The organism is Streptomyces sp. NPDC020780 (genome assembly GCF_044334475.1).
Classification (GTDB): Bacteria; Actinomycetota; Actinomycetes; order Streptomycetales; family Streptomycetaceae; genus Streptomyces.
The window spans coordinates 173,876-186,106 of sequence record NZ_JBIRTB010000003.1 but is presented as its reverse complement, the minus strand read 5'-3'; the positions used below and the strand labels follow the sequence as shown (position 1 = coordinate 186,106).

Annotated in this window: 11 protein-coding genes, 1 pseudogene and 1 riboswitch; all 12 genes and pseudogenes read left to right on the top strand. The window is 74.4% G+C overall.

What is annotated here, in order from left to right; genetic code table 11:
- The first annotated feature begins 58 nt into the window (after positions 1-58).
- On the top strand, positions 59-376 hold the full coding sequence (locus ACH4VO_RS07075) for a cupin (RefSeq protein WP_360988983.1): 318 nt from the start codon (positions 59-61) through the stop codon (positions 374-376).
- Positions 377-496: 120 nt separating this feature from the next.
- Positions 497-1,414: a YihY/virulence factor BrkB family protein gene (locus ACH4VO_RS07070; RefSeq protein WP_360988985.1), complete on the top strand. Its 918-nt coding sequence runs from the start codon at positions 497-499 to the stop codon at positions 1,412-1,414.
- An 89-nt stretch (positions 1,415-1,503) separates the two neighbouring features.
- On the top strand, positions 1,504-2,151 hold the full coding sequence (locus ACH4VO_RS07065) for a GNAT family N-acetyltransferase (protein WP_360988988.1): 648 nt from the start codon (positions 1,504-1,506) through the stop codon (positions 2,149-2,151).
- A gap of 56 nt (positions 2,152-2,207) precedes the next feature.
- Positions 2,208-3,089 (top strand): ABC transporter substrate-binding protein, encoded by an 882-nt coding sequence (locus ACH4VO_RS07060; protein WP_360988991.1) that lies wholly within the window; start codon positions 2,208-2,210, stop codon positions 3,087-3,089.
- A 100-nt stretch (positions 3,090-3,189) separates the two neighbouring features.
- The gene (locus ACH4VO_RS07055; RefSeq protein ID WP_360988994.1) at positions 3,190-3,921 is read left to right on the top strand and encodes a helix-turn-helix domain-containing protein; all 732 of its coding nucleotides are present in this window, start codon (positions 3,190-3,192) and stop codon (positions 3,919-3,921) included.
- Between the two features lie 65 nt (positions 3,922-3,986).
- Positions 3,987-5,302 (top strand): annotated as a pseudogene (locus ACH4VO_RS07050) (MFS transporter).
- A 100-nt stretch (positions 5,303-5,402) separates the two neighbouring features.
- Entirely contained in the window at positions 5,403-5,666 is a 264-nt protein-coding gene (locus ACH4VO_RS07045; protein WP_069173896.1) for a type B 50S ribosomal protein L31, read from the top strand.
- A gap of 135 nt (positions 5,667-5,801) precedes the next feature.
- Positions 5,802-6,749, top strand: a complete 948-nt coding sequence (locus ACH4VO_RS07040) for a carbohydrate kinase (protein WP_360988997.1) — start codon at positions 5,802-5,804, stop codon at positions 6,747-6,749.
- A 36-nt stretch (positions 6,750-6,785) separates the two neighbouring features.
- A complete protein-coding gene (locus ACH4VO_RS07035; RefSeq protein WP_360989000.1) occupies positions 6,786-8,663 on the top strand; it encodes an acyl-CoA dehydrogenase in 1,878 nt (625 codons plus the stop codon).
- A 263-nt stretch (positions 8,664-8,926) separates the two neighbouring features.
- Positions 8,927-9,114: riboswitch (cobalamin riboswitch) on the top strand.
- A 29-nt stretch (positions 9,115-9,143) separates the two neighbouring features.
- Positions 9,144-10,214: an ABC transporter substrate-binding protein gene (locus tag ACH4VO_RS07030; RefSeq protein WP_360989003.1), complete on the top strand. Its 1,071-nt coding sequence runs from the start codon at positions 9,144-9,146 to the stop codon at positions 10,212-10,214.
- The gene (locus ACH4VO_RS07025) at positions 10,211-11,380 is read left to right on the top strand and encodes a FecCD family ABC transporter permease (RefSeq protein WP_398440886.1); all 1,170 of its coding nucleotides are present in this window, start codon (positions 10,211-10,213) and stop codon (positions 11,378-11,380) included. Before ACH4VO_RS07030 ends, ACH4VO_RS07025 begins: the two co-directional genes overlap by 4 nt.
- The gene (locus ACH4VO_RS07020) at positions 11,377-12,189 is read left to right on the top strand and encodes an ABC transporter ATP-binding protein (RefSeq protein WP_360989006.1); all 813 of its coding nucleotides are present in this window, start codon (positions 11,377-11,379) and stop codon (positions 12,187-12,189) included. Before ACH4VO_RS07025 ends, ACH4VO_RS07020 begins: the two co-directional genes overlap by 4 nt.
- Positions 12,190-12,231: the final 42 nt, after the last annotated feature.

Genomic DNA, 12,231 nt, shown 5'->3' with positions numbered 1-12,231 from the left:
CGGGGGCCGCCCACCGCAGTGGATAGCGGGGGAGGGGAGGCTGCGGCACAGTGGTCCTATGAATGATCTCAACGCCCTCGCCGACGAGCACCTGACCGCGGCCCGCGCCGACGCCCACGGCCGCAGCGCCCACCTCCTGCTGCGCCAGGAGCCGCTGCGCCAGACGGTGATCGCGCTCACCGAGGGTTCGGCCCTCGACGAGCACAACGCGCCGCCCGCCGCCTCGCTCCAGGTGCTGCGGGGCTCGGTCCGGATCACCGCCGCCTCCGGCGACATCGACATGACGGAGGGCGGGCTCCGGGCCACCCCGCAGGAACGGCACGGCGTGCTGGCCCTGTCGGACGCCGTCGTGCTGCTGACCGCGGTGAACGACTGAGCGCACCGGGAGTACACCCGCCGGGGCGAGGCATGAGAGAAAGGGGGCAGCCCGGCCGCCGGACCGTCCGGCGACACCATCCGGGCCGCCGACCCTTCCTACGGCCTCCGGAGAGACAGCGTGCCCAGCAGGACCGCCCCCGCGACGGAACGAACCCCGCCCGCGGCCGCCACCGGGAGGACTGCGCGCTGGCGGACGGCGCTGCGCCGCACCCCCGTCTCCCTGTGGAACGACGACATCTCCGACTGGGCGGCGGCCCTCACCTACTACGCCATCCTCGCGCTGCTCCCCGCCCTCCTGGTCACCGTCACCGTCATCGGCCTGTCCGACCCCGAGGCCACCACGGCCCTGATCGCGGACATCACCGCCTACGCGCCCGCCGAGTCGGGGGCCGCGCTGCGCCGCCCTCTGGAGGAGGCCACCCACGAGCGGACCGCCGTCCGGCTCCTCATCGCCACCGGCAGCGTCAGCGCCGTATGGTCCGCCTGCAGCTATCTCGCGGTCTTCCGCCGTGCCCTGCACGCGATGCACCACGTGAAGGACACCCGTCCCGCCCTGCGCAAGGCCCACCTCATCGTGGCCTCCGCCGTCGGGCTGCTCGTCCTGCTGATGACGAGCGCGTTCGCCCTCGTGCTCAGCGGGCCCCTGGCCCGGTGGCTCGGCCGCCGCGTGGGCCTCGCGCACGCCGGGGACGCCCTGTGGACCGGTCTCAAGTGGCCCGTACTGCTGTGCCTGGTGGCCTGCCTGATCCTGGTCCTCTTCCGTACCGGTCCGGCCTCCGCCCGGGGCGTGCGGCGCGGGCTCCCCGGAGGAGTGCTCGCGACGTTCCTCTGGCTGTTCGCCTCGGCCGGCTTCACCCTGTACGCCACCCACATCGGCAGCTACGGCCGGCTGTACGGCTCGCTGGCCGGCCTGGTGGTGTTCCTGATCTGGGTCTGGTTCGCGAACCTGGCGCTCCTGGCGGGCGCCCAGTTCAACGTCGAACTCGCCCGTACGGAGACGGCTGTGGAGGGGCACGAGGAGCCGGGCCGGGACTGACCCGGTAAGGCCCGAGCGGCCGTGGGGGACCGTGCCCGACCGCCCGTACCACCCTTGTGGGAGCGCTCCCATGCATGCAGGATGGGACGATGACGACCGACGCCCCGCACATCCGTCCCTACCGGCCGGCCGACCAGGAGGCCCTGGCGGACATCTGCGTCCGCACGGCCGACAACGGCGGCGACTCCCGGCGCCTGTACCCCGATCCCTGGCTGATGCCCGCCCTGTTCGCCGCGCCCTACGCGCACCTCGAACCCGAGCTCACCTTCGTCCTCGACGACGGGTCGGGGCGCGCGGTCGGCTACGTGCTGGGCACCGCGGACACGGAACGGTTCGCGCGGGACTTCCGCGCGGTCTGGCTCCCGCTGGTGACGGACCGTTTCCCCGCGCCGGCCGGTCCGCCACGCACCCTCGCCGACGAGATGACCGCCCTCCTGTACCGCCCCGAGCGCATGGTCCTCCCCGAACTCGACGCGTACCCCGCCCATCTGCACATCGACCTGCTGCCCGCGTGGCAGCGCAAGGGGTACGGCAGGGAGCTGATGTGGCGGTTCCTGGAAGCGCTGCGGGCGGGGGGCGTCCCGGCCGTCCACCTGTCCATGCTGACGGCGAACACTCCGGCCAGGGCCTTCTACGACCGGCTCGGCTTCGGCGAACTCGAAGTGCGCGACCCCGGGCCGCTCACCTATCTGGGACGTTCCACCGAGGGGTGCGGGAGCGACCGGCTGGGCAGGTAGTCGGATGCGAAGACCGGGAGAGGGTCCGGACACCGGGCGCGGAGGGATGAGGGGACATGGCGGAGCAGGGCGCGTGGACGTTCACGGACGACCGTGGGCACCTGACGACGGCGGACCGCCGTCCGTCCAGGGTGCTCGCGTACGTCCAGGCGGGAGCCACTCTGTGGGATCTCGGGATACAGCCGGAGGGGATCTTCGGCTCCGGTCATGACGGGGCGGCTCCCGACCCGGCGAAGACCGGCACCCTCCCGCTCGACTCCGTCGACTACCGGGGTGCGGGCGGCGACCTGGACCTGGACACCCTCTTACGCGGCGCGCCGGACCTGGTCGTGGCCGTCAGCTACGGCCACGGGCAGATCTACGGGCTGGATCCGGACACCGCCGGGCACCTGGAGAAGCGCGTCCCGGTCGTCGTGATCGACGTGGGCCAGGCGCGCACCCTGGACCGCACCGCCGCACGCTTCACCGAGCTGGCGCGCTCGCTCGGGGCCGAGCCCGCCGAGGACCCGGCGCTCCGCCTGGACGCCGCCCGGGAGCGGCTCCGCGGCGTCGCGGGCGCCCTTCCGCACGGCCTCCGGGTGGTGGCCCTGTCGCCGGCCGGCCGGGATCAGGCGCACGTCGCCCGCCCCGCCATGTGGCCGGAGCTGAGGGTGCTGGCCGAACTCGGGGTCCCCCTCGTGAGCCCGGGGGAGGGCGCCGGGGTCAACTGGTGCACCCTCGGCTGGGCGGAAGTCGCCGCGCTGCGTCCCGATGTGGTCCTGACGGACATCCGGTCGAACGCGACTCCGCTCGGGGAGGCCGTAGCCCCGGAGTGGCGGGAAGCCGTACGGCGGGCGGGGTCCGTGCCGTGGAATCCGGAGCCGCTGTGCAGCCCACGGGCGCGGTCCCGCTTTCTCGACCTCGTGGCGGAAGCGCTGGAGGGGCTGGGGCGGGTCTGACGCGAGGGGTCCCGTGCGGCAGGCTTCCGCACGCCGAGTTGCCAGAATAATTTTTGCAAAAATACTTTTGGGAAAGTCGTGACCGCTCTAGGCTGCCGTCATGGACAGCGACCCGTCATCTCGCGTACTCGACCCCGAGCGGGACTCGGCGGCCCTGAAGGCCCTCACCCACCCGCTGCGGCTGACGCTGCTCGGACTGCTGCGGCAGCACGGCCCGGCCACCGCGAGCGAACTGGCCGTCAGGACGGGGGAGTCGTCGGCCTCCACCAGCTACCACCTGCGAGTGCTCGCCAAGTACGCCTTCGTCACGGAGGCCGAGCACCGCGACGGGCGCGAGCGCCGCTGGAAGTCCGTCCACTCCGTCACCTCGTGGAGCAACGCGGCGATGCACGCCACGCCGGGGGGCCGTGCCGCCCTGGAGCTGAGCAGACGCCGCCAGGCCGAGCATCTGCTGGCCACCGTGGCCCAGCACGAGGCGGACATCGCGCAGGGCCGCCTCGGCGAGGAGTGGCAGGCGCACTCCGGCATCGACGACCTGATGCCCCGGCTGACCCCGGAGTCCCTCGGCGAGCTCTGGGAGGCGTTCCGCGCCAAGGCCGCCGAGCTGACCGCGCGGGACGCGGACGACCCCCGGGCCGAACAGGTCGTGGTGCTCCTCGCCGGGCTCCCGCTGGCCCCGGGCACCCCGCCCGCCCCCGCCGCCACCCCTGATGTCCTTGCGGCCGACGCTGCCACGACCGGCCCGGACGTCCCCGACGCCGTGGCGGGTGCCCCTGCCGCCGCCGGCCCCGAGGTAACCGGCCCTGCCGCGTCGGACGAGGACGGCCGGTGACGACGCCATCCCGGGCTGCCGCACCCTCGGGCGCGCTCGGCGAACGCGCCGCGCGCCGCCGCTTCATGGCCGCGTCCTTCCTCTTCTGGCTCCCCGCCGGTCTGACCATGGCGCCCATGGTGCTGCTCTTCACCGAACGCGGCCTGGGCCTCACCGCCGTCGCCGCGGTCCTCGCCGCACACTCGCTGACCGCCGCCGCGCTGGAACTCCCCACCGGAGGCCTCTCCGACGTCATCGGCCGACGCACCGTCCTGGCCGGCGCCGGTGTCATCGACGTGGGAGCCCTCCTCCTGATCGGGCTCGGGACGACCGCGTGGGTCCTCGCCCTCGGCATGGCGCTCATGGGCGCGGCCCGCGCGCTCTCCAGCGGACCGGCCGAAGCCTGGTACGTCGACACCGTGCACGCGCACTCCGGCCCCGACGCCGACCTCCGTACGGGCCTGGCGCGCGGCAGCGCCGCCCGGGCGGCGGCCCTCGCCCTCGGCACGCTGGCCGGGGGCGCCCTGCCGTGGCTGCTGGGCCTCGGCCCCGACCTGGCCGCCCGGCTGCGCGCGTACACCTCGGATCTCGTCCTTCCGCTCTCCGTCCCCGTGCTCCTCGGCGTCCTCGTCGAGACCGCCTTCGTCGTCCACGTCCTGACGGCGCTGCGCGAACCACCCCGTCCGCCAGCCACGCTGCGCGGGGTCCTGAGGGGGGTCCGGCGGCCATCGGTACGGGGGTGCGCCTGGGCGCCCGGGACACGCTGATCCGCCGCATCCTGCTGACCGCCGCCGCGGCGGGTACGGCACTCGCGGCCGTCGAACTGCTCGGCCCCGGACGTGCCGCCGGGCTGGCGGGCACCCCCGAGTCCGGCGCTGTGCTGTTCGCGGGACTGGCCACCGCCGGCTTCGTCTGCTCGGCGCTCGGCAGCCACGCGGCGCCGCTCCTCGCCCGGCTCGCGGGGGGCAGCGAGCGCGCCGTCCTGGCCGGCCTCGCGGCCGGCGGCACCGGCCTCCTGCTCCTCGCCGTCACCGTGTTCTCCACCGGCGCGTTCGCCCTCATGGCGGCGGCCACCGGCTACGGCCTGGTGTACCTGGGGCTCGGCGCCGCGGGCCCCAGCGAGAACGACCTGCTGCACCGCCGCGTCGAGCCGGCGGGCCGCGCGACCGCGCTGTCCGTGCAGTCGCTCGCCCTGCAACTCGTCGCGGCGACCGGCGGACTGCTCATCGGCGCGCTGCCCGCCGGCCCCCTGCCCTGGCTGCTCGGCGCGGCGGCGCTGCTCGCGGGAGCGGCCCTGTGGACCCGCCGCACCGCTCCGGCCCCCGGCCCCGCGGCGGCGGTCGGCCCGTCCGCTCCGGTGGTCACGCGGGCCACCGGGCACGGCAGCGAGGCGCCCGGGTGACCACTGCTCCGTACGGACGTGCCGGATCGCGGCGGCCCCCGGCGTTCGGGAGGCTGGCCCGAAGCCGGGACGTGAGATCCCCGTACCTCCAGGAGCAGTCATGCAGAAGGACAAGCACCCGTCGTACCGTCCCGTGGTCTTCCGCGACCGTTCCGCCGGCTACGCCTTCCTGACCCGGTCCACCGCGTCCAGTGAGCAGACCATCGACTGGGACGACGGCAACAGCTACCCCGTCATCGACGTGGAGATCTCCGCCGAGAGCCACCCGTTCTTCACCGGTAAGGCGCGGGTGGTCGACACCGAGGGGCAGGTCGCCAAGTTCGAGCGGAGGTACGGGGAGGAAGGGGACAAGGGCGCCTCCTGACGGCGGGCGGTACGCGAGGTCTTCCGGGGACCCGTCCCCACGCCCCCTGTGCACCGGGCAGAATCGGCGGCAGTGTGTGCCATGGCGGCGTGAGCCGCCGGACACTGTCACCGGCGTTCCCAGGAGACCCACCCCATGCTCGACGAACTCGCCCTGCTGGTCATCGGCGAATGCGTGGCCGACATCGTCCGCCTCCCCGGCGCGGCCGACCGGATCCACCCCGGGGGGAGCCCCGCGAACGTCGCCTACGGCCTGGCACGGCTGGGACACGACACCACCCTGCTCACCCAGCTGGGCCCGGACGCGAACGGACGGCTGATCAGGGACCACCTCGCCTCGGCCGGCGTCAGGGTGCGCACCGACGGCGCGGGAGCGCCCACCCCGGCCGCCGCGGTCACCCTCGACGACGCCGGCGGAGCCACGTACACGTTCGACATCACCTGGACGCTGGCCCCCGCTGCGACCGGAGGCCCGTACCAGCACGTCCACACGGGTTCCATCGCCACGGCCGTGGAGCCGGGGGCGGGCACCGTACTGGAGACCGTCGAAGCGCTCCGCCCGGCCGCGACCGTCAGCTACGACCCCAACGTGCGGCCCGACCTGATGGGGGACCACACCGAGGCCGTCCGCCGGGCCGAGCGGTGCGTGGCGCTCAGCGACATCGTCAAGGCCAGCGACGAGGACCTGCGCTGGCTGTATCCGGACGAGGCCCCGGAGAAGGCGGCGGAGCGATGGCTGCGCGCCGGTCCGGCGGCCGTGTTCGTCACGCGCGGAGCGGGTGGGGCGACGGCGTTCCGCCCCGGCGCTGCGGTGAGCGCCGGTGCGTCCGACGTTCCGGTGGTGGACACCGTGGGGGCGGGGGACGCGTTCATGTCGGGCGCGCTCCACGCCCTGGCCTCGTACGGACTGCTCGGCGCTCAGGGCCGTGCGCGGCTGCGCTGCCTCGACGCCGGCACGGCCGGGGAGGTGCTGCGCCAGGCGGTGGCGTCGTCCGGTGTGACGGTCGGCCGGGCCGGTGCCCTGCCCCCCGACGAGAAGGAGCTCGCCGAGGCGCTGACCAGCGCGCCCGTCCCGGAACGGTGAGGGTGTCCTCGTCCGTGTCCGGTCGTTCAGTTCTATATGACCGTGACCCTTACCGACACCGCCCCACCGTCCACCGTCGAACTGCTGACCGGTGTCCTCCTCGGGCCGGAATTCGTCTCCGAACACGGGTTCTGGCAGCGGCTGATCAGCACAGAACCGTTCCGCCGCCCCGCCGGTGGCACCCCCGAGGAGAGGCTGGATCTCGCCTATGAACGACTGCGGATCCTCAACCGGTCGATCGACAGCGGCGCGCGTCTCGCCGCCGACCCCCGCGCCCTGGCCGCCCTGCACGAATGGCTCGGGGCGGTGGACCCCGCACTCACCACCGTCGCGGGCATCCACTACAACCTCTTCCTCGGCAGCCTCCTCGACCACGACGCGGTCCGCCGCGACCTGTCGGACTACCTGGCCATGCGCCGCATCGGGACCTTCCTCTGCACGGAGGTGGCGCACGGCAACGACGCCGCGGCCATGGAGACCACCGCGACGTACGACCGGGCCCGGGACGGCTTCGTCCTGCACACCCCGCACGCGGGGGCGCAGAAGTTCATGCCCAACACCAGCCCGGCGGGCGGGCCCAAGTCCGGACTGGTCGCCGCGCGGCTGACGGTCGACGGCACCGACCACGGGATCCGCCTCTTCCTGGTCCCGCTCACCGACGACACACAGGCGCTGCCCGGCGTACGGGTCCGCCGGCTGCCCGCCCGGATGGGCAGTCCCGTGGACCACTGCCTCACCTCCTTCGACCAGCTGTTCGTGGGCCGGGACGCGCTGCTGGGAACGCGTGACGAGGACGGCGGCGCGGAGAGGTTCACCAGCCCCCCGGCCGGGCTCCGGAGCCGCTTCCTGACCTCCATCGGCCGGGTCACCTCCGGCAGGATCTCCATGAGCGCCTGTGCTGCGGGCACGGCCCGCGCGACCCTCGCCGTCGCCGTCCGCTACGGCGGTCACCGGGTGATCTCCGGGTCCCGGGGCACGGGCCCCGTGCCGGTCGACGCCCACCGCACCCACCACGGGCCCCTCGCCTCCGCCATGGCGACGGTCTTCGCCATGAGCCTGCTCCACCGCCGGGTGCTCGACCGGTGGGAAGGCTGCGACGAGGAGGGCAGGGACGAGGCGGAGCGGCTGGTCGCGGTCGCCAAGGGATGGATCACCTGGCAGGCCCGTGCCGTCATCGTCCAGTGCCGCGAACGGTGCGGCGCCCAGGCGCTGCTGGAGAACAACGGCATGACGGAACTCGTCACGGGCGTGGAGGGCGCCATCACGGCGGAGGGCGACAACATCGCCCTGTACGCCAAGGTCGCGGCCGACATGCTCCTGGCAGGCGCCGCTGCCGAGGAGCCGCCGGCCGTCCGGCCCGGTCCCGGCCCGGCCGCCCCGTCCGGCCCCGGCGACCTGGCCGACCCGCGCTTCCTCGGTGCGCTGTGTGCCGCGGTGGAGGACATCTGGTACGGCCGGGCCGAACGGCGCATGCTGCGGGCCACCGGCGCCGACCGGCTCGGGCGGTGGAACGCGGCCGCCGGTCCCGCCCTGCGCGCGGTCGAGGCGCGCGCGTACCGGGAAGCCGCCGCGGCGTACGCCGAAGCCCGTGCCGCGCTCCCCGAAGGTGCCGCCCGGGAGCGGCTGGCGGAGCTGGAACGGCTGTTCACCGTCGAGTGGGTGGCCCGCAACAGCGGCGACCTGCTGGCCGCCGGACTGCTGACCCACGATCAGGTCGACGCGCTGCCCGACATCACCGAGGAACTGATCACGGCCGTCGCCGCGCACGCCCGTGAACTGGCCGTCTCCTTCGCACTGCCCGCCGCACTGCTCGCCGACTGGCCGATCGCCGGGCCGGGTTACGCCGACGCCTACGACGATCCCGAGGCCCCCTGGCACGACCGTCCGGCCGGCTCCCCGCAGGGCGCCCGGTGAACGGCGCGCGGGGCGCCGCACGACCGCGTGCCGGCGGACCCGGAGCATGCCGTGCCGTACGCGAGTGGCTGGAGATTTTCGGGCTGCGGGCCGTCCTGCTGGCGTACTGGGGCACGGTCCACGTCCTCGGCCGCAGGTACCGGAAGCCGTCGGCGGCCGTCGGCGAATCGGTTCGCCCCGAGCGGTGAACTGCGGACGGCAGGTACGGCGGGACACCTTCCCGCCGTACCTGCCGCAGGGCCGCCGAAGGCCGCCGGGCCGCGTGATAGCTTGCAGGCGCCAGTCGCACTCCACGTGGAGTCAGGGAATCCGGTGCGAATCCGGAGCTGACGCGCAGCGGTGAGGGGGACGGGCGGGGCCACGGCCACTGGGACACCCTCGGGTGCCCCGGGAAGGCGCCCCGTCCGGACGAACCCGAGTCCGAAGACCTGCTGGCACCCGTTCCCCCGACCGGGGGCGGACTCCGTACGGGCTCCGCGCATGAGCCCCGAGACGCAGAGGGACTCCGTGCCACCCATAGCCCGTACCGTACGCCGAACCGCCCTGCTCACCGCCGGACTCGTCCTGCTGACCGCCTGCGGCGGCAGCGGCGGGGCGGCCGACGGGGCCGGCCGGGACGGCGGCGCCGGTTACCCGGTGACGCTGAGGAACTGCGGCCGGACGGTGACGGTCGACAGGGCGCCGAGCAGGGCCGTCTCCCTGGACCAGGGATCGACGGAGATCCTGCTCTCCCTGGGCCTCGGTGACCGGCTGGCCGGTACTTCCACCTGGACCGACCCGGTGATGAAGGGCCTGGAGAAGGCCGAAGCGACGGTGCCCCGCATCGCGGAGAACCGCCCCTCCTCCGAGAAGGTCCTGGACAGGGAACCCGACTTCGTCAGCGCCTCGTTCGAGTCGACGCTCGCCACCGGCGGCGTCGCGCCCCGGGAGCAGTTCGAGGAACTCGGGGTTCCGACCTACGTCTCGCCCGCGGACTGTACGGCCAAGGACAACAGCGGCAGCGGGGACGGTTCCCGTACGAAGCCCCTGACCATGGAGAGCGTCTACGCCGAAGTGCACGACCTGGCCCGGGTGTTCGGGGTGAAGGAGCGGGGCGACGAGCTCGTTGCCGGCCTCCGCGAGCGGGTCCGTACGGCGACCGCGGGCATCGACGCCTCCCACGCCACGCTGCTCTACTGGTTCTCCGACTCCGACGCCCCCTACCTCGCCGGGTGCTGCGGAGCGCCCGGCATCATCACCACGGAACTGGGGGCGAAGAACGTCTTCGACGACACCCACGAGGAGTGGCCCCGGATCAACTGGGAGACCGTCGCCGACCGGAATCCCGACGTCCTGGTCATCGGCGACCTCACCCGCCGGGCGCAGAGCGCGGAGAGCGCCGAGCAGAAGATCCGGTTCCTGGAGTCCAACCCCGCCACGAAGAACATGGACGCGGTCCGGCACAAACGGTACGTCCTCCTCAGCGGCCAGGCCATGAACCCGACCGTCCGGACGGTCGAGGGCGTGGAGCGCGTCGCCGCCGGCCTGCGCTCCTTCGGGCTCGCGGGGTGACGGAGACCGAACGGGCCCCATACCCGGGCGGGGAGCCGGGCCTCGCCCGCCACGCGAGCGCCCCCGCCCCGCGTACGTCCGGCCCCGACGCCGCCCCTACGTCCGGGCCCGCCCGCCCGCCTGCCACACCCCTTCGCCGTACGCCGGGTGCCCGGGTCCTGCGGGACGGTCTCCTGTGGGGCGGCGGAGTCGTCCTGCTGCTCCTGTCGGTCGCGGCCGCCGTCACCGTCGGGCCCGCCCGGATCTCCGTACCGGACGTCTGGTCCGCGGTGGCCGCCCATCTCGGGGCCGGCGACTCACGGCTGTCCCCGATCCGGGACGGCATCATCTGGAACCTGCGCATGCCCCGCACCCTGCTCGCGGCGGTGTGCGGGGCCGGACTCGCCGTGTGCGGCACCGTGATGCAGTCCTTGCTGCGCAACCCCCTCGCCGACCCCTTCGTCCTCGGCGTCTCCTCCGGGGCCTCCACCGGCGCGGTCGCGGTCGTGGTCCTCGGTGCCGGCGGCGGTGCGGTGTCCGTCCAGGCCGGGGCCTTCGCCGGGGCCCTGTGCTCGTTCGCCCTGGTCCTGCTGCTCAGCCACTCGCTCGGCGGGACCACCGACCGGGTCGTCCTCGCCGGGGTGGCGGCGATGCAGCTCTTCTCCGCGCTCACCTCCTTCGTCGTCATGACCGCGGCCGACGCCGAGCAGACCCGGGGCGTGCTGTTCTGGCTGCTCGGCTCCCTCAGCGGGGTCGGGTGGAGCGATGTGTGGGCGTGCTCCGCCGTCCTCGCCGTGACTCTCCTGGTCTGCCTCGGCCACGCCCGTACGCTCGACGCCTTCGCGTTCGGCCAGGACGCGGCGGCCGCCCTGGGCGTCCGTGTGACCCGCACCCGGGTCCTGCTGCTGTGTACGACGGCGCTGCTCACCGCCGCGCTCGTCAGTTCGGCGGGCGCCATCGGTTTCGTGGGCCTGGTCCTGCCGCACGCGGCCCGCGCGCTGACCGGTTCGGGACACCGGCGCCTGCTGCCCGTCACCGCGCTCGCCGGTGCCGTCTTCCTGGTCTGGGTCGACACCCTGGCCCGGACCGTCCTGGATCCGCAGGAGGTGCCGGTGGGGGTGGTCACCGCGCTCATCGGCGTCCCGGCCTTCGTCCTGGTCCTCCACCGCACCAGGAGGACCGCATGAGGAGCACCGACGGCCAGGGACTACGGGCCGCGCGCGTGAGCCGGGAGGCCGGCGGCCGCATCGTCCTGGACGGCGTGAGCATGGCACCGCCGCCCGGGGCGACGGTCGGGCTCCTGGGCCCCAACGGCTCCGGGAAGTCCACGCTGCTGCGCGTGATGGCCGGGATCCTGGCACCGGGCGCCGGCGTCGTCACCCTCGACGGGCGCACCCTCGCCGACACCGGCCGCCGTACGGTCGCCCGGCGGGTCGCCGTCGTCGACCAGCACGCGGTCACCCAGGTGGAGCTCAGCGTCCTGGACGTCGTACGTCTCGGCCGCATCCCGCACCGCAGGGCCTGGTCCGCCCCGGCCCAGGAGGACGAGGACGCCGTACGCGACGCGTTGGAGCGCACCGGGCTCACCGACAGGGCCGGGCAGTCCTGGCACACCCTGTCGGGCGGGGAGCGCCAGCGCGTGCAGATCGCACGCGCCCTCGCCCAGCAGCCGCGCGAACTCCTGCTGGACGAGCCGACGAACCACCTGGACATCCAGCACCAGCTGGAGCTGCTCGCCCTGGTCGCCGCGCTGCCCGTGACCGCGGTGATCGCGCTCCACGACCTCAATCTGGCGGCGATGTTCTGCGACCGCGTCACCGTCCTGGCCGGGGGCCGCGTGGTGGCGGCCGGCACGCCCTCCGAGGTGATCACCGAGGAACTCATCCGCGAGGTGTACGGAGTGCGGGCGGTGGTGACACCGGACGGGGCCGACGGGCGGCCCTGGGTGCGCTTTCTGCCGGGGCGCCCGGCGGGCGGGGCTCCGCCGCCCGTGTGAGAGCCGCACTGCCCGGTGTGACAGCCGGGTGCCGAACGGCGG

Excerpts from the sequence above, each read along its gene's own strand:
- ACH4VO_RS07035 (WP_360989000.1), top strand. The coding sequence starts at position 6,786 with ATGACCGTGACCCTTACCGACACCGCCCCACCGTCCACCGTCGAACTG.
- ACH4VO_RS07040 (WP_360988997.1), top strand. The coding sequence starts at position 5,802 with ATGCTCGACGAACTCGCCCTGCTGGTCATCGGCGAATGCGTGGCCGAC.
- ACH4VO_RS07030 (WP_360989003.1), top strand. The coding sequence starts at position 9,144 with ATGAGCCCCGAGACGCAGAGGGACTCCGTGCCACCCATAGCCCGTACC.
- ACH4VO_RS07075 (WP_360988983.1), top strand. The coding sequence starts at position 59 with ATGAATGATCTCAACGCCCTCGCCGACGAGCACCTGACCGCGGCCCGC.
- ACH4VO_RS07045 (WP_069173896.1), top strand. The coding sequence starts at position 5,403 with ATGCAGAAGGACAAGCACCCGTCGTACCGTCCCGTGGTCTTCCGCGAC.
- ACH4VO_RS07060 (WP_360988991.1), top strand. The coding sequence starts at position 2,208 with ATGGCGGAGCAGGGCGCGTGGACGTTCACGGACGACCGTGGGCACCTG.
- ACH4VO_RS07055 (WP_360988994.1), top strand. The coding sequence starts at position 3,190 with ATGGACAGCGACCCGTCATCTCGCGTACTCGACCCCGAGCGGGACTCG.
- ACH4VO_RS07065 (WP_360988988.1), top strand. The coding sequence starts at position 1,504 with ATGACGACCGACGCCCCGCACATCCGTCCCTACCGGCCGGCCGACCAG.
- ACH4VO_RS07020 (WP_360989006.1), top strand. The coding sequence starts at position 11,377 with ATGAGGAGCACCGACGGCCAGGGACTACGGGCCGCGCGCGTGAGCCGG.